Origin of the sequence: Streptomyces misionensis, assembly GCF_007896895.1 — a bacterium.
Classification (GTDB): Bacteria; Actinomycetota; Actinomycetes; order Streptomycetales; family Streptomycetaceae; genus Streptomyces; species Streptomyces misionensis_A.
The window spans coordinates 83369-102549 of the sequence record NZ_VOGW01000049.1 but is presented as its reverse complement, the minus strand read 5'-3'; the positions used below and the strand labels follow the sequence as shown (position 1 = coordinate 102549).

General features: G+C 75.7%; 1 protein-coding gene. It reads left to right on the top strand.

Annotated elements, in window-relative coordinates; genetic code table 11:
• Nucleotides 1–491: 491 nt before the first annotated feature.
• Complete coding sequence (locus tag FRZ03_RS08845; RefSeq protein WP_146464605.1) at nt 492–19172, top strand: non-ribosomal peptide synthetase; 18681 nt, start codon at nt 492–494, stop codon at nt 19170–19172.
• Nucleotides 19173–19181: the final 9 nt, after the last annotated feature.

Here is a 19181-nt window from a genome sequence, read left to right as displayed (position 1 = left end):
GGACGGAGGGGGCAGGCCGGACCGCGTGTCGGTCCGGTTCCGGACCGGGGCGGCCGGGGCCGACGGTGGGTCCCGGGCCGTCGGTCCCGTCTCGGCCCGGCCCAGGCGACGAGCCGGGCGGGACCCGTTGCCCGGTCCGCAGGCCGCTGCCCGGACCCGGCCGGATCCGGGCAGCGGCCTGGCCCGCGCCGGTACGCGCGACCCGTCCGGTGTCGAACCCCCGACCCGGACGCCTCCGTACCCCCGGCACGGCGATGCGGCCGTCGTCCTGCCGTAGACGCCCGTCCGCGCGGGAGTCGGCACCGCCCCGGTCCTCCCACCGTTCGTCGCAACCCCGGTACCGGTCGCCCCCACCGGTACCGGCAAGCCGTTCGTCCAGCACCGTCGCACACGCCCGGTGCGCCCCGCCGTTCCAGCGCGCCGTCCCCGCCGTGGGGACGGGCCGCCCCACGGCCCGTGCCCATCGTTTCGCTCCCCGAAGGACTACACCCATGACGGATCTGCACGACAAGCCCGCATCGGAGCCCTCCCTGCCGCGCCCCGGCTCCGCCGGTACGGCGGAGAGCGGCACGACGGAGACACTCCCGATGCTCGGCGCGCTGTTCACCGCCTGGGTGGCCCGCACTCCGGACGCACCGGCCCTCACGGACGGCCGACGGACCTGGACCTACCGCCAACTGGCCGATCGTGCCGCCCGGTTGGCCGCACACCTGACACGCCGGGGCGCCGGGCCGGACCGGGTGGTCGCGCTGGTCCTGCCGCGCTCCATGGAACTGATCGCCGCTGAACTGGCCGTCGCGCGGGCCGGGGCCGCCTTCCTGCCCGTGGACCCCGCCTACCCTGCGGAGCGCCGGGCCCTGATGCTCGCCGACGCGGCACCCGCCGTCACCCTCGACGACGTCGGCCGGGTCGGCGAGTTGCTCGACGCCGAGGACGCCGAGGACGCCGACGACGCCGTGGAGCCCGCGGGGGGGCGCGACGGCGGGCCGGGCGCCGGGGCCGACGGGGCGGCGTACGTCATTTACACGTCCGGCTCCACGGGCACCCCCAAGGGCGTGACGGTCACCCACCGAGGTATCGCCGGATTCGTCAAGGCCGCGGCCGAGCGTTACGCCGTGGGCCCCGGCGACCGCGTGCTCCAGTTCTCCTCGCCGAGCTTCGACGCCTCCGTGCTGGAACTGTTCATCTCGGTGCTCTCCGGCGCCACCCTGGTCATACCGCCGCACGGTCCCTGGCTGGGCGACGAACTCGCCGGTGTCCTGGACGAACACCGCATCACCCACGCCCTCGTCCCGCCGGCCGCGCTCGCCACCCTGCCGGGGCCCGAGACCGGCGCGGGGCGTCACCTGCGCACGCTGATCGTGGGCGCCGAAGCCTGCCCGGCCGGGCTCGTCGACACCTGGGCGCCCGGCCGCCGCATGATCAACTCCTACGGACCGACCGAGACCACCATCGTCGCCACCTGGACCGGGCCGCTCATCGCCGGCCGGGGCGCCCCGACGATCGGCGACGCCCTGCCGCACACCCGGGCGTACGTCCTGGACACCGCCATGCGGCCCGTACCGCCCGGCACGGAGGGCGAGTTGTTCGTGGGCGGTGATGCGGTGGCCCGCGGCTACCTCGGCCGCCCGGGCCTGACCGCCACCCGCTTCGTCCCCGACCCCTTCGGCCCGCCCGGGGCCCGTCTGTACCGTACCGGGGACCGGGCGCGCCGCACCGCCGACGGGGAACTGGAGTTCCTGGGCCGGCTCGACCGGCAGGTGAAGATCCGCGGCTTCCGGATCGAGCCGGGCGAGATCGAGGCCGTCCTGCGCCGGACCGGCGCCGTCGGCGAGGCCGTGGTGGTCGTACGCGAGGACGAGCCGGGGCACCAGCGTCTCGTCGGCTACGTCACCCCGGCCGGGGCGGCGCCCGCCACCGCCCCGGACCCGGCGGCCCCCTCGTCCCGGCCGGATCACCCGCTGGACCCCGGGGTCCTGCGCGCCGCCGTGGCCGCCCAGTTGCCCGCCCACATGGTGCCGGCCGCAATCGTGGTGCTGGAGCGGATGCCGCTCACCCCGCAGAACAAGATCGACCGGCGGGCCCTGCCCGCGCCGGAGCGGACGGCGGCCGCCGGCCACCTGGCGCCGCGCACCGACGGGGAACGGGCGCTCGCGGCGATCTGGGCGGACGTCCTGGGCCTGACCGAGGTCGGCGTGACGGACGACTTCTTCGACCTGGGCGGCGAATCCATCCTCGCCGCCCGCGCCCTGTCACGGATCCGGGACGAACTGGGTGTCCGGCTGACCGTGCGGGACGTCTTCTCGGCGCGGACGATCGCCGCCCTCGCCCCGCTCCTCCGCGACCCGTCGGCCGCCGCGCCCGCCGAGCCGATACCCCCGGTTCCGTACGAGGACGGTCTGCCGCTGTCCAGCGCGCAACGGCGGCTGTGGTACCTGGACGAACTCGGCGCGGGCGGCACCGAGTATAACACCGGCGTCTCCCTGCGGCTGCGCGGTGCCCTCGACCCGGACGCGCTGCGCCGCTCCCTGCGCCGCCTCGCCGCCCGGCACGCCGCCCTGCGGACCACGTTCGCCACGGCCGACGGGCAGGCCCGCCAGCGCATCGCGGCGGAGCCTGACCTGCCCCTGCGCACCGCCGACGTCAGCGAGCTGCCCGCGGAGCGCCGCGCCGCAGCCGCCGAGGAGCTGCTCACCGAGGAACTGGGGCGCCCCTACGACCTGGCTGCCGGGCCGCTCACCCGCGCCCTGCTGGTGCGGCTCGCCGACGAGGAGCACCTGCTCCTCCTCGCCCAGCACCACATCGTCACCGACGGCTGGTCGGTGGGCATCCTGACCCGCGAACTCGCCGCCCTCTACCACTTCGAGACCACCGGAGAGCCGGACGGTCTTGCGCAGCCGGGCGTGCAGTACCCGGACTTCGCGGTGTGGGACCGGCGGCAGCGGGCCTCCGGTGCGGACGCGGTCGACCTCGCCTACTGGAAACGCCACCTGGCCGGACTCCAGCACCTCGACCTGCCCGCCGACCGGCCGCGCCCGGCGGTGCGCACCACCACCGGAGCCGCCCGCCGGCACCCGCTGCCCGCCGGTCTGGTGACCCGGCTGCGGCAGCTGGCCACGGGCCGCGGCACCACCGTGTTCACCTTGTTCGCGGGCGCCGCCGCGCTGCTGTTCGCCCGCTACTCGGGCCAGCGGGACATCGCCTTCGGCACCGTCACCACCGGGCGCGCCCGGCGTGACCTGGAGGGCGTGGCGGGCTTCTTCGCCAACACGGTGGTGCTCCGCGGCGAAGTGGACGAACGGGCCACTGTCGACCGGTTCGTGGAGAGCATGCGGACGACGATGCTGGACGCCTTCGCCCACGACGGGGTGCCGTTCGACCGCGTCGTGGAGGAACTGGCCCCGCCCCGCGACCCCAGCCGCACCCCGCTGGTGCAGGTGCTCGTCGTGCAGCAGACCGCCCTGCCCGTCCCGGCGTCCGCCGGCGCGCTGCGCCTCGCGGAGCACCCGCTGCCCCGTCCGGCCGCGCGCTTCGACCTGGTCCTGGAGTTCACGCCGGACGCGGACGGCGGCTATGTGCTGACCGCCGAGTTCAACACGGACCTGTTCGAGGCGGCGACCGTGGGCCGCCTGACCGAGCACCTGCACCGCCTGCTCGAGGGCATGGCCGACGGCCCGGGCCGCCCGCTGGCCGAGTTGCCCATGCTCTCGGCCGATGAGCAGCGCGCCCTGGTCGACGCCTGGAACCCGCCCGCCCGACGCTTCGCGAGCACTGGGCACCGCACGCTGCCCGAGCTGTTCCACGCACAGGCGGCCCGCACCCCGGACCGTACCGCCGTCGTCTGCGGCCCCACCCGGCTCGACTACGCCGAGGCCGCCCGGCGCGCCAACCGGCTGGCCCGGCTGCTCGTCGCGCGCGGCGCGGGACCCGAGACCCTGGTCGCGCTCTGCCTGCCGCGCTCCGCCGATCTGGTGCCCGTCCTGTGGGCCGTGCTCACCTCGGGCGCCGCCTACCTCCCCGTCGACCCCGGCTATCCGGCCGAGCGCGTCCGGCTGATGCTCGGCGACGCCCGGCCGGCCCTCGTCGTCGCCACCCGGGAGACCGCCGCCGCCCTGCCCGAGGACTGCGCGCCCCTGCTGCTGGAGGAGTGCGACGACGCGGCCTGGGCCGACACGGAACTCACCGACGCAGACCGGCTCCTGCCGCTGCTGCCGGACCATCCGGCGTACGTCATCTACACCTCGGGTTCCACCGGCCGGCCCAAGGGCGTGGTGGTGACCCACCGCAGCGTCGCCGCCCTGGCCGCGTGGGCGGGGGAGCGGTTCGAGACGGCCGGGCTCGGCCATGTGATCGCCTCCACCTCCCTCAACTTCGACGTCTCGGTCTTCGAGCTGCTCTGCCCCCTGACGGCCGGCGGCACGGTCGAGGTGGTCGCCGATCTGCCCGCCCTCGCCGACGGTTCGGGCCCCCGGCACGCCGGTCTGCTCAGCGGGGTGCCCTCCGTCGTCTCCCGCCTGGTCGCGGGCGGCAGCGCACCGCTGGTCGCGGACACCGTCGTCCTGGCCGGCGAGGCGCTGCCCGCGCAGACCGTGCACGACCTGCGCGCCGCCATGCCCGAGGCCCGCATCGCCAACATCTACGGCCCCACCGAGGCCACCGTGTACGCCACCGCCTGGTTTGCCGGTGACCGGCTGTCCGACCAGGCCCCGCCGATCGGCGAACCGGTCGCGCTCACCCGGACCTACGTGCTGGACGGCCGCCTGCGGCCCCAGCCGGTCGGCGTCACCGGTGAGCTGTACCTCGGCGGTGCCGGTCTGGCCCGCGGCTATCTGCGCCGCCCCGGTCTGACCGCCGCCCGGTTCGTCGCCGACCCGTTCGGCGCGCCCGGGGAGCGCATGTACCGCACCGGCGACCTGGTGCGCCGCGCCGCCGACGGCCGGCTGGAGTACGTGGGCCGGATCGACCAGCAGGTCAAGGTGCGCGGCTTCCGCATCGAACTCGGCGAGGTGGAGGAGGCGCTGCGCGGCTGCGCGGGAGTCGCCGAGGCCGCGGCCACCGCCCTCACCGGCGGGGGCGAGGACCACCGGCGCCTGGTCGGCTACGTCGTCCCGGCCGCCGGGGAGCCGGTGGACCCGGAGGCCGTACGCCGGGAACTCGGCCGCACCCTGCCCGCCTACATGGTCCCGTCGACGGTCGTCGTCCTGGCGGCGCTGCCGCTCAGCCCGAACGGCAAGGTCGACCGCGGCCGGCTCCCCGACCCGGGCCCCGCCGCGCGCGCCTTACGGCATGTCGCGCCCCGCACCCCCACCGAACGGGCCCTCGCCGCGATCTGGGCCCAGGTGCTGCGCGTGGCACGCGTCGGCGTCGACGACAACTTCTTCGAACTCGGCGGCGACTCGATCCTGAGCATCCAGGTCGTGGCCCGCGCCCGGCAGGAGGGCCTGCCGCTGACCTCGCGGGATGTCTACCAGCACCAGACGGTCGCCGCCCTGGCCCGCTGCGCGGACGCCGCGGGGCGGCTCCGCGAGGCCGCCCCCGCACCGGAGGAGGCCACCGGCACCGCCCCGCTGACGCCGATCCAGCACTGGCTGTTCGACGCCGCCGTGCGGGACGCCGGACACTTCTCCCAGGCGCTGTCCGTCCGGATGCCCGACGACCTGGACGCGGCCGCGCTGGAGGACGCGCTGAACGACCTCGCCGGACACCACGACGCCCTGCGCTCCCGGTTCGCCGACACCCGCGGGCAGGGGCGCGCGGCCGTCTGGTTCATCGACGAGCGCATGCCCCGGATCCGGCTGGCCCGGCACACCGGCCCGGACACGGACACCCCCCACTTCGGGCCCTTCGACCTCGCCCGGGGACCGCTGCTGCGCGCCGTGCTGCACGACAGCGGTTCCGGCCGCCCCGCCGTGCTGCACCTCGCGGTCCACCACCTTGTGGTCGACGGCGTGTCCTGGCGGGTGCTGCTCGATGACCTCGACCGCGCCTACCGGGCCCGCCGCATCGGCGCCGACGGCGCGGCGGCGCTGCCCGCGAAGTCCTCGCCCCTGCGCCAGTGGGCCCGCCGGCTGGCCGCCCACGCTGCGGACGGCGGCTTCGAGGACGAGCGGGAGTACTGGCTGCGGGCGGTCCCGGACACCGAACCGCTCGTACCGGCAGGGCCGGAGCGGGGCGCCAACACCTACGCCACTCAGCGGGCGTTCACCGTACGGCTGGCCCCCGAGGACACCTCGGTACTGCTGCACACCCTGCCCGACACCTACCGCACCCAGGTCAACGACGTCCTGCTCAGCGCCCTCGGCCGGGCCCTTTGCGCCTGGAGCGGCCGGGACCGGGTGGTTGTCGACGTCGAGGGACACGGCCGCGAGGAACTCTTCCCCGAGCTGGACATCAGCCGCACCGTCGGCTGGTTCACCACCCGGTACCCGGTCGCGCTCGCGGTCCCCGGGGAGGCCGGCTGGGACGCCGTACTGAAGCAGGTCAAGGAGCAGTTGCGCGCGATACCCCGGCACGGACTGGGGCATGACGTGCTGCGCCACCTGGCCGGCCCCGGTGGCGGTCCCGGTACCCCGGACGCGCAGATCAGCTTCAACTACCTGGGCCGGATGGGGGCGTCGGCCGCGCCCGACGGGCTGTACCGGGGCACCGTCCGGCCGCTGGAGCTGGACGCCGACCCGGACGCCGAGCGCCCGCACGCTCTGGAGGTCGTCGGCCAACTCGTGGACGGACAGCTGGAGTTCACCTGGTTCTACTCGGAGCGGCTGCATGCCGAAGACACGATCGGCGAGCTGGCCTCGGGCTTCGCCGACGCGCTCGCGGACCTGGCCCGGTTCGCCGGCCGGCCCGGGGCCGCCGGGCGCACCCCGTCCGACTTCCCGCTTGCCCGGCTCGACCAGGACACCGTGGACCGCCTCACCGGCACGGACCCGGCGGCCGTCGCGGACATCCTGCCGCTCACCCCGACCCAGGCGGGCATGCTCTTCCACGGCCTGTCCCAGGACGACCGCGGCGTCTACTTCCAGCAGCTCACCTTCGTCCTGGACGGCGTGCCCGACCCGCGCGCTCTCGCTGCCGCCTGGCAGGAGGTGACCGACCGCGCCGAGGTGCTGCGCGGCGGGGTGGTCTGGGAGGACGTGCCCGAGCCGCTGCTCGTGGTGCGGCGGCACGCGGCCGTGCCGGTCACCCACGTGGACTGGCGGGAGCTGACGGAGCAGGAGCGGCGCACCCGGCTGGACGACGTCCTGGCCCGCGACCGCGCCGAGGGCATCGACCTCGGGCGCGCCCCGCTCCAGCGTCTGCTCCTCGCCCGGGTCTCCGACACCGCGGTGCGCGTGGTGTGGTCCTTCCACCATCTGCTCCTGGACGGCTGGAGCCTGTTCCAGGTCCTCTCGGACGTCTTCACCCTCTACGGCGGTGCCGGACCGGACGCCCTCGCTGACCGCCCGCCCTACCGCGACTACGTCGCCTGGCTGCGCGACCGCGACACCGCGGAGGCCGAACGGCACTGGCAGCGCCGGCTGTCGGACCTGGCCGAGGCCACCCCGCTGCCCTACGACCGCGAGCCGCGCGAGAGCCACCGCGCCGAGTCCACGCACGCCGTACGGGCCACCCTGTCCGCGGCCGCCGGCCGCGCCCTGGAGGAGCTGGCGCGGACCTCCGGACTGACCCTCAACACCCTGGTGCAGGGCGCCTGGGCGCTGCTGCTGGCCCGCCAGTCCGGCCGCGACGAGGTGGTGTTCGGCACCACCGTGTCCGGCCGCCCGCCGGAGCTGCCCGGCGCCGACGCCATGACCGGCCTGTTCATCACCACTCTGCCGACCCGGGCCGCCGTCCCTGGCCAGGGGACCCTCCTCGACTGGCTGCGCGCCCTGCAGCACGACCAGAGCGAGGACCGGCGGTTCGACCACGTGCCGCTCACCCGGCTGCGCGCCCTCACCGGACTGCCGGAACGTGTCAGCCTGTTCGACAGCATCGTCGTCTTCGAGAACTACCCGGTGGACGACGACCTCGCCGCCGCCCACGGGCTGCGCCTGAGCGGCCTGGAGGGCATCGAGACCACCAACTACCCGCTGAGCCTGACCGCTTACCCAGGCGAGGCACTGACCTTGCGGCTGGGCTACGACCCCGACCTGTTCGACACGGGGACCGCCGAGCGGCTGGCCGAGTACCTGACCGTGCTGCTCGAGGGAATGCCCGACGGCATCCGGCACGCGCCGGCCCGGCTCCCGCTGCTCACCCCGGACCGCCGCGAGCAGGTGCTGCGCGCCTGGAACGACACCGCCACCGGCCTGCCCCCCGCCACCGTCGCGGACCTCTTCGCCGCACAGGTGCGCCGCACCCCCGGCGCCGTCGCCCTGGAGGCGGGTGACGAGCGCCTCACCTACGCCGAACTCGACGCGCGCGCCGCTCGGTTGGCGGACCGGCTCACCGCCCTCGGGGTCCGGCCGGAACGCCCGGTCGGCGTGCTGATGGACCGGTCCGTGCCACTGGTCGTCGCCCAGCTGGCCCTCGTCCGAACCGGCGGGGTGTACGTGCCGCTGGACGGCAGGGCGCCCGCCGAACGGCTGCGCCGGACGCTGGCCGAGGCCGGCGCCGGCCTGCTGCTCACGGACGCGGCCTGGGCGGAGACGGCCCACGAAGTGCTGCCCGGGGGCGGTGTGCTGCGCGCCGACGGCGCCCCGGGCGCGGGTGGCACCGCGCCCACCGGCCCCGTGCCCGCCGTCCACCCCGACCACGTGCAGTACCTGATGTTCACCTCGGGCTCCACCGGCACTCCCAAGGGTGTCGCGGTGCGCCAGCGGGACGTCGCCGCCCTCGCCCTGGACCGGGCCTTCGAAGGACACGACCGGGTCCTCGTGCACTCGCCGCACGCCTTCGACGCCGCCACCTACGAGCTGTGGGTGCCGCTGCTGCGCGGCGGCACGGCCGTGCTCGCCCCGCCCGCCGACCTGGACACCGCGCTGGTCCGCAGAGCCGTCACGGAATGGCGGGTGAGCTGCCTGTGGCTGACCGCCGGACTGTTCCGGCTCCTCGCCCAGGAGGACCCCGGCTGCCTGCGCGGCGCGCGCGAGGTGTGGACCGGCGGCGAGGCGGTGCCGGGCGCGGTCGTGCGCCGGGTGCTGGAGGCCTGCCCCGGCCTGACCGTCGTCGACGGCTACGGCCCCACCGAGACGACCACCTTCGCCACCCGCCGCGCCTTCCGCTCCGGCGACCCGCTGCCCGCCGTACTTCCCATCGGCCGCCCGCTGGACGACACCCGCGCCTACGTCCTGGACGCCGCCCTCCAGCCGCAGCCGCCGGGCATCCCCGGCGAGCTGTACCTCGCCGGCGCCGGCCTGGCCCGGGGCTACGCGGGCCGGCCCGGGGCGACCGCCGCCCGCTATCTCGCCGACCCCTTCGGGCCGCCCGGGGAACGGATGTACCGCACCGGCGACATCGTGCGTTGGAGCGCCGACGGCGAGCTGCACTTCGTGGGCCGCGTGGACGACCAGATCAAGATCCGCGGCTTCCGTGTGGAACCCGCCGAGATCGAGGCACGGCTCACCGCCCACCCCGCCGTGGCCGAGGCCGTCGTCTCCCTCTACCAGGACGCCGGGCGCAAGCGGCTGGCCGCCCACCTCGTCCCGGCCCCCGGCGCCGGGGTGCCGGCCGCCGCCGAGCTGCGCGCGCACCTCGCGGACGGCCTGCCCGACTACATGCTGCCCGCCGCGTTCGTGGTCGTGCCCGAACTGCCGCTGACCGGCAACGGCAAGGTCGACCGGCGTCGGCTGCCCGCACCCGACTGGTCGGCCGGCGGCGAGCGGGACCACCGAGCCCCGAGCACCGACACCGAGCGGCTGCTGGCCGGGATCTGGGCCGAGCTGCTGGGCGTGGCACGGGTCGGTGTCGACGACAACTTCTTCATGCTGGGCGGCGACTCCATCCTCAGCATCCAGGTCGTCTCCCGGGCCCGGGCCGCCGGGCTCACGCTCACCCCGCGCGACCTCTTCCGGCATCCCACGGTGGCCGAGCTGGCCGCCGCGGACGGCTGCACCGCCGTCGCCGTCGCCGGTACCGGACCGGTCGGCGGGGCGGCCGACCTCACCCCGATCCAGCACTGGTTCCTCGACCCGGGGCCCGCGCACGCCGACTTCTTCGACCAGTCCGTCGTCATCGAGGCGGCCGGACCGGTGGACGAGGACGCGCTGCACCGCGCCCTCACCGCCCTGTGGACCCACCACGACGCCCTGCGCGCCCGGTTCACCGCCGAAGCCGACGGCACCTGGCGGCAGGACGTCCCCGCCGTCGACGCCCCGGTGCCCGAGCTGCTCGAAGTCCACGACCCACGGGCCGAAGAGTCCGTCACGGCGGCGGCCCACGCCGGACTCCGGCCGGCGACGGGACCGCTGTTCAAGGCCCGCCTGTTCACCGCCGACGGCACCCGGCCCGCCCGGCTGCTGCTGGTCGCCCACCACCTGGTGGTCGACGGCGTCTCCTGGCGCATCCTGCTGGAGGACCTGGAGACCGCCTACCGGCAGGCCCTGACCGGACAGCCCGTACGGCTGCCCGCCCGCACCACCTCCGTGCACACATGGGTGCGCAGGCTGCGCGAGCACGCCGACACCTTCGCCGCCCGGCTCGACCACTGGGAGCGGGCCGCCCGGGCCTGCGCCGACCCGCTGCCCGTGGACGGCACCGGCGGCAACACCATGGCCGACGTCCGCGAGGTCACCGTCCGGCTCGACCGCGACCGCACCGACGCCCTGCTGCGCCGCGTCCCCGGTGTCTACCGCACCCGCGTCGACGACGTCCTGCTCACCGCGCTGGGCCGGGTCCTCGCCGACTGGACCGGCAACGGAACCGTCGCCGTCGGCCTGGAGGGCCACGGCCGCGAGGACCAGCTGTTCGAGGACATCGACCTGTCCCGCACCGTCGGCTGGCTCACCTCGCTCTTCCCGGTCGCCCTGACCGTCCCGGCCGGCGACTGGGGCACCGCCCTGAAGGCCGTCAAGGAGCAGGTGCGCGCCGTACCCGACCGCGGCCTCGGCTACGGCGTGCTGCGCCACCTCCTCCACGAGGCCCGGCTCACCGGCACGCCCGAGCCCGCCATCAGCTTCAACTACCTGGGCCGCTTCGACTGGTCCGGGGTCGGCGGCACCCTGGTCGGGGCGGTGCCCGGCGGTCTGGGCGGCGCCGAAGCGCCCGGCACCGAACGTCCGCACCTGCTGGACGTGGTGGCCCGGGTCGAGGACGACCAACTGGAGATCACCTGGTACCACAGCGCCCAACGGCACCACGAGGAGACCGTCACCGCGCTCGCCGAGGGCATGCTGCGGGCGCTGGGCGACATCGTCGCGCACTGCGCCCGCCCCGAGGCCGGCGGCCGCACCCCCTCGGACTTCCCGCTGGCCCGCCTGGACCAGGCCGCCGTCGACCGGGTCGCCGGCACCGGCCGGGACGTCGCGGACATCTACCCGCTCACGCCGATGCAAGCGGGCATGCTCTTCCACAGCCTGCTCGACCCGGCCGGCCGCACCTACCTCAACCAGGTGCAGCTGGTGCTGAACGGGGTCACCGACCCGCGGGCGCTCGCCGAGGCGTGGCAGCACACCGCGGACGCCAACCCCGTGCTGCGCACCCGGCTCGTGTGGCAGGAAACCCCGGAACCGCTCCAGGTCGTCCGGCACCGCGCCGCCGTACCCGTCACCCACCACGACTGGTCCGGCCGGCCCGCGGACACCTGCGCGGACGACCTGGAACGACTGCTCGCCGAGGACCGGGAGCAGGGCATCGACCTGGGCGCCGCGCCGCTGATGCGGCTGACCCTGATCCGGCTGGCCCCCGACCGGGTCCGCCTGGTGTGGACGTTCCACCACGTCCTGCTCGACGGCTGGAGCGCCGCGCAGGTCTTCGACGAGGTCTGCGAGCGCTACGCCGCGCTGACTTCGGGGCGCCGTCCGCGGCTGACCGAACGCAGGCCGTTCGCCGAGTATCTGCGCTGGCTCGCCGAACAGGACACCGACCGCGCCGAGCGGCACTGGCGGGCCGCCCTCGCCGGCTTCCAGGCCCCCACCGAACTGCCCCGGGACCGGCGGCCCGCCGAGGCCCACCGCGCCTCCTCCTGCGGAACGGTGCGGATGACCCTCACCCCGGACGTCTCGGCACGGCTGCGCGAGACGGCCCAGCGCTCCGGCCTCACCCTGAACACGGTCCTCCAGGGTGCCTGGGCACTGCTGCTGTCCCGCTACGGCGGCGGCACCGACGTGGTCTTCGGTACCACCGTCTCCGGACGGCCCTCCGAACTGCCCGGCGTCACCTCGATGGTCGGCCTGTTCATCAACACCCTGCCCACCCGCGCCCGCGCCGACGGGGAGCGCCCGCTGCTGGACTGGCTGCGCGAACTCCAGACCGCCCAGTCCGAGGCCCGCCGCCACGACTTCGTCTCGCTCGCCCAGTTGCAGTCCTGGAGCGAAGTGCCCGGCGGCACCGCCCTGTTCGACTCCATCGTCGTCTTCGAGAACTACCCGTTCGACGAGAACGCGCTCGCCCGCCACGGCCTGTCCATGGAGCAGGAACGGGACCTGGAACCGACCAACTACCCGCTCAGCGTGGTCGTCGCGCCCGGCGACACCCTGGCCGTGAACCTGGACTACGACCCCGACGCCTTCGACGCCACGACGGTACGGGCGCTCGGCGAGAGCCTGCGCACCCTGCTGACCGGCATGGCCGACGACCCCGACCGCACCCTCGCCGAACTCCCCCTGCTGGACGCGGCCGGGGCACGGGCGCTGGTGGACCGTCTGGGCGGGCCGCTGACCGCGCTCCCGCACGACACCCTGCCCGAGGCGTTCCGGCGGCAGGCCGAGCGGACACCGGACGCCATCGCCGTCCGCCACGGCGACCAGTGCCTCACCTACGCCGAACTCGACGCCCGCGCGAACCGGCTGGCCCGGCGGCTCATCGCCGCCGGCGCCGGACCCGAGCGCTTCGTCGCCCTGTGCCTGCCCCGCACCGCCGACCTGATCGTGGCGCTCCTCGCGGTGCTCAAGAGCGGCGCCGGATACCTGCCGGTCGACCCCCAGTACCCGGCCGAGCGCGTCGCGTTCCTCTTCGAGGACGTACAGCCCGATGCCGTGATCACGGCCACCGCGACCGCCGGCCGGCTGCCCGAGGGACCGTTCACCCGCGTCCTGCTCGACGAGGAGCCGGACCCCCGGGTGCCGGACACCCCGGTCGGCGACGACGAACGCCGCACCGCCCTGCTGCCCGGCCACCCCGCCTATGTGATCCACACCTCCGGCTCGACCGGCCGCCCCAAGGGCGTGGTCGTCAGCCACGCCTCCGTCCTCGTCCTGACCGACTGGGCGGCGGCCGAGTTCAGCGGCCGGGGCCTGGCCCACGTGATCGCCTCCACCTCGCTCAATTTCGACGTGTCGGTCTTCGAGATCTTCTCCCCGCTGCTCTCCGGCGGCTGCGTCGAGGTCGTCCGCGACCTGCTGGCCCTCGCCGAGCGCCCCGGTCCCTGGCGGGCCGGGCTGCTCAGTGCGGTGCCCTCCGCCCTTGACCGGCTGCTCGCCGAGGACGCCGTACGGCTCACCGCCGACACCGTCGTCCTCGCGGGGGAGGGGCTGCCCGCCCGGACCGTGCGCCGGGTCCGCGCCGCCGTCCCCGGCAGCGAGGTGCGCAACATCTACGGGCCCACCGAGGCCACCGTCTACGCCACCGCCTTCACCTGCGACCCGGCCGACCCCGACCGCGACCCGCCGATCGGCCGCCCGCTCGGCGGTGCCCGCGCCTACGTGCTGGACGAGCGGATGCGCCCGGTGCCGATCGGCGCGCCCGGCGAACTCTTCCTCGCCGGTACCGGCGTCGCCCGCGGGTATCTGCGCCGCCCCGGCCTGACCGCGTCCCGCTTCCTGCCCGACCCGTTCGGCCCCGCGGGCAGCCGCATGTACCGCACCGGCGACCAGGTCCGCTGGAGTGCCGACGGCGACCTCGTCTACCTCGGCCGCGGCGACGACCAGGTGAAGGTGCGCGGCTTCCGCATCGAACTCGGCGAAGTGGAGGCCGCGCTGGCCCGCCACCCGGCCGTGGCGGCGGCAGCGGCCCGGGTGATGGAGCAGGACGGCCACCGTCGGCTCATCGGTTACGCGGTGCCCCGCGCGGCCGGTCTGCCGGACCCCGCCGAACTGCGCGCCTTCCTCGCCGGCAGTCTCCCCGACCACCTCGTCCCCGCCCTCGTCGTACCGCTGGAGCGGCTGCCGCTCGGCGCCACCGGCAAGCTCGACCGGCGCGCCCTGCCCGCCCCCGAGCGGGCCGCGCCCGGCGTCGGCACGGGAGCGGGCCGGCCGCCGCGCACCGAGGCCGAGCACACCCTCGCGGCCATCTGGGCCGAGGTGCTGGGCGTGCCCGAAGTGGGCGCGGACGACAACTACTTCATGCTCGGCGGCGACTCCATCCTCGGCATCCAGATCGTCTCGGCCGCCCGCCGGGCCGGTCTCGCCCTGACCCCTCGGCACCTGTTCACCCACCAGACCCTCGCCGAACTCGCCGCCGCGGCCGAAAAGGTACCGGACAGCGCCGCGTCCGTCGGTGCCGAGCAGGGCCCGGTGACCGGCGAGGCCCCGCTCACCCCCGTACAGCACTGGCTGCTCGACACGCTCACGGGGGACCCCGCGCACTTCAGCCAGACCGTCTCCTACGAACTGGCCGAGGACCCCGACGAGACGGTGCTGCGGGCCGCCCTGGCCGCCGTACTGGAGCACCACGACGCGCTGCGGAACCGCTTCGAGGCGGCTGGGGACGGCCGGTGGCGGCAGTACGGCACCGCGCCCGGCGACACCGCCGCGCACCTGGAGGTGCACCGGGACGCGGAGCCGCGCGAGGTGGCCGCCGCCCTCGGCGCCGGGTTCGACCTGGCCCGTGGGCCGCTGCTGCGCGCGGCCCTGTGCCTGCCGGGCGGCACCGGACGGCCGGTGCTGCTGCTCGCCGCCCACCACCTCGTCGTGGACGCCGTGTCGTGGCGGCTGATCCTGGAGGACCTGGAGAGTGCCTACCGCGCCCTGCGGGACGGGGAGCGGCCGGAACTCGGGGCCAAGAGCACCTCGTTCAAGGCGTGGGCCAGGCGGCTCGCCGAGCACGCCGCGGCGGGCGGCTTCGACGCCGAACTCGCCCACTGGCGGGGTGTCGACACCGGGACCGCCCTGCCGGCCGACCACACCGGCGGCGCCAACACCGTCGCCGTCGAGGAGAGCCTGACCGCCGGACTCGACGCCGAGGAGACCCGACGCCTGCTCCAGGACGTCCCGGACGCGTACCGCACCCGCGTCAACGAGGTCCTGCTCACCGCGCTGGGCCGGGTGCTGGCCCGCTGGACGGGCCGGGACCGGGTGGCAGTCACCCTGGAAGGCCACGGCCGCGAGGAACTCCTCGACGGCACGGACCTCGCCCGCACCGTCGGCTGGTTCACCACCATGTACCCGCTCACCCTGGACGTGCCCCGGGACGCCGGCACCGGCGCCGTGCTGAAGTCCGTCAAGGAGAACGTGCGGGCCGTACCGAACGGCGGCCTCGGCTACGGCGCGCTGCGCCATCTGCACCCCACGGCGGGCGCCGCGCTACCCGCCCTGCCGCAGGTCTGCTTCAACTACCTCGGCCGGCAGGACCGGACGCCCGCGGCGGGCGGCCTGCTGGGCGCCCCACACGGAGACGGCCTCACCGGCGGCATGGACCGCGCGGCGGACCGCCCCCACCTGCTGGACGTTCTCGGCCGGGTCACCGGCGACCAGCTGGAGTTCACCTGGTCGTATTCCCGCGAGGTGTACCGGCGCGAGACCGTCGCCAGGCTGGCGGCCGAACTGGCCGAGGAACTGCGCGTGATCGTCCGGCACTGCGCCGAACCCGGCGCCGGCGGCCGCACCCCTTCCGACTTCCCGCTCGCGCCACTGGACCAGACCGCTGTCGACCGGCTCGTCGGCAGCGGCACCGACGTCACGGACGTGTATCCGCTCACCCCCACCCAGACCGGCATGGTGATGCATGGCCTGGACGAGGCCGAACACGGCCTGTACATCGAGCAGATCACCTTCGTGGCGGCCGGCGCCCGCGACCTCGGCACGCTGGCGGCTGCCTGGCAGCACGTCATCGACCACACCCCCGTGCTGCGCACGTCCGTCGCCCTGCACGGCGTGCCCGTGCCGCTCCAGATCGTCCACCGCCAGGCGGTCCTGCCGATCACCGAGCACGATTGGAGCGCACTGCCGGCAAGGCGGCGGGAGGCGGAGCTGGAGCGGCTGCTCGCGGACGAGCGGGCCCGGGGCCTGGCCCTGGAGCACGCCCCGCTGCTGCGGCTCGCCCTGGTCCGGCTCGGTCCGGACACGGTGCGCATCGTGTGGACCTTCCACCACGTCCTGCTGGACGGCTGGAGCGTCTTCCACGTCCTTTCCGACGTGATGGCCGCCCACGAGGCCCTGGTGCGGGGCGAGCGGCCCCGGCTGCCCGAGCGCCGCCCGTTCGCGGACTACGCCGCCTGGCTGGCCGCCCGCGGCACCGGCCCCGCCGAGGAGCACTGGCGCGGGGTCCTGTCCGGGCTGCGCATGCCCACTCCGCTGCCGTACGACCGCAGGCCCGCCCCCGGCACCACGGCCCGCTCGGGCACCTGGCTGTCGCAGCGGCTCGGCACCGAGGAGACCCGCCGGCTGCAAGAGTTCGCCCGTCGGCACCGGCTCACCCTGAACACCGTGGTGCAGGGCGCCTGGGCGCTGCTGCTGGCCCGGTGGAGCGGGGAGGCGGAGGTCTGCTTCGGCACCACCGTCTCCGGACGGCCCGGGGACCTGCCCGGCGCCGACACCATCACCGGCCTGTTCATCACCACCCTGCCCGCCCGGATCGCCGTCGACGGCGGCGCGCCCGCGGCCGGCTGGCTGCGCGCGGTGCAGGAGGCCCGGGCGGAGGACCGGCGCCACGACCACCTCCCCCTCAACGCGCTGCGCGCCCTCACCGAACTCCCCTCCGGCACGGATCTGTTCGACAGCCTGGTGGTGTTCGAGAACTATCCGGTCGGCGACGCCACCGCCGGCGCCCACGGGCTCGCCCTGCAGGACCTGGACGCCCGGGAGGCCACCAACTACCCGCTCACCGTGGTGGTCTCGCCCGGCGACCGGCTTGCCGTCGAACTCGGCTACGACCCCAGGTGCTTCGACGCGGGCACCGCCGACTCGCTGGCCGCGCAGCTGCTGCACACCCTGCACACCCTGGCCGGCACGGACGGCACCACCCGCCTCGACGACCTCGACGTGCTGCCGCCCGCACAGCGCGAGCGGCTGCTGCGCGGACCCTCCCGCCCGGAGCCCGTCCCGGTGCCGCCCGCCACCCTGCCCGACCTGGTGGAGGCGGCCGTCGACCGCGGGCCGGACGCCCCCGCGCTGGCCGCGCCCGGCTCGCTGCTCACCTTCGCCGAGGCGGAGGCGCGGGCCAACCGGCTGGCACACCGGCTCATCGCCCGGGGCGCCGGACCCGGCGACGTCGTCGCGCTGCTGCTGCCTCGCTCCGTGGACATGGTGCTGGCCCAGCTGGCGGTGACCAAGGCGGGTGCCGCGTTCCTGCCCGTGGACCCCGCCTACCCCGAGGAGCGGATCGCGCTGATGCTCCGCGACGCGGCTCCCGCCCTGACCCTCGACGCCAAGGAGATCGCCGGGCTGCTCGCGGCGCCGCCGCACGAGGTTCCCGGACACCGACCCGGCGACGCCGACCGCAGGCGCCCGCTGGACCTGGACGACCCGGCGTACGTCATCTACACCTCCGGGTCCACCGGCACCCCGAAGGGGGTCGTCGTCACCCACCGCGGGCTCGCCGCGTTCTCCGCCGCCGAGGCCGCCCACTACCAGGTGGCCGAGGGCGACCGCGTGCTGGCCTTCGCCACGCCGAGCTTCGACGCCTCCGTGCTGGAGCTGTGCATGTCCCTGCCGCACGGCGCCCGGCTCGTCGTTCCCCGGCCCGGACCGCTGCTCGGCGCCGAACTGGCCGACGAGCTGCGGGCCGAGCGCATCACCCACACCCTGCTGCCCCCGGCCGCGCTCGCCACCCTGCCCGCCGGCACCCCCGGTACCCTGCCGGACCTGAAGACCCTGATCGTCGGCGCCGAGGCGTGCGGGGCCGACCTCGTGGCCCGCTGGGCGCCGCACCACCGCATGGTCAACTCCTACGGCCCCACCGAGGCCACCGTCGTCGCCACCTGGTCGGCGCCGCTGGCGGCGGACGGCGGCGCACCGCCCATCGGCCGCCCGCTACCCGCCACCGGCGCCTACGTCCTCGACGCCCGGCTGCGGCCGGTACCCGATGGAGTTCCCGGCGAACTCTGGCTCGCCGGACCCGCGTTGGCCCGCGGTTACCTCGGCCGCCCCGGGCTTACAGCGGCCCGTTTCCGTGCCGACCCATTCGGGCCGCCCGGCAGCCGCATGTACCGCACCGGCGACCTGGTGCGCCGCGACGGCGCGGGCGAACTGCACTACCTCGGCCGCACCGACCACCAGCTCACGCTGCGTGGCCACCGCATCGAGGCGGGCGAGGTCGAGGCCACCCTCGTGCGTCACCCGGACGTGCTGGACGCGGTGGTCACCGTGCGCGAGGACGAACCCGGCCTGCCGCGCCTGGTCGCCCACCTGCTCACGGCCCCCGGCGCCGAACCCCCCGCCGCGACCGAACTGCGTGCCCTGGCCGCCCGGTTCCTGCCGGGCCACATGGTCCCGTCGGCGTTCGCGGCACTGGAACGCTTCCCGCTCACCGAGAACGGCAAGACCGACCGGGCGGCCCTGCCCGCACCGGCACCGGCCGAGGAGCGGGACCGGCCCGAGTACGTGGCACCGCGCACCCCCACCGAGGAAGCGCTCGCGGAGATCTGGCAGGAGACCCTGGGAACGCCCGTCGGCGCCGAGGACGACTACTTCCTGATCGGCGGCGACTCCATGCGCGCCCTGCTCATCGCCTCCCGCGCCAACGACGCGTTCGCCATCACGCTGACCCCCCGCGACGTCCTGGTCTCCCGCACCGTCGCCGCCCTGGCGCACCTGGTGGAGGAGCAGATCCTCAGCGAATTCGAGGACGCCACCTACGGCGACGCCGACGACCCCGGCACGGGCCTCGACGGCCCCGACGACGAAGACGCCGCGCTCGGCGGCAACGACCACGAACGGTGAGGACCCGAC

Coding starts and splice junctions, on each gene's coding strand:
- FRZ03_RS08845 (WP_146464605.1), top strand. CDS start 492: ATGACGGATCTGCACGACAAGCCCGCATCGGAGCCCTCCCTGCCGCGC.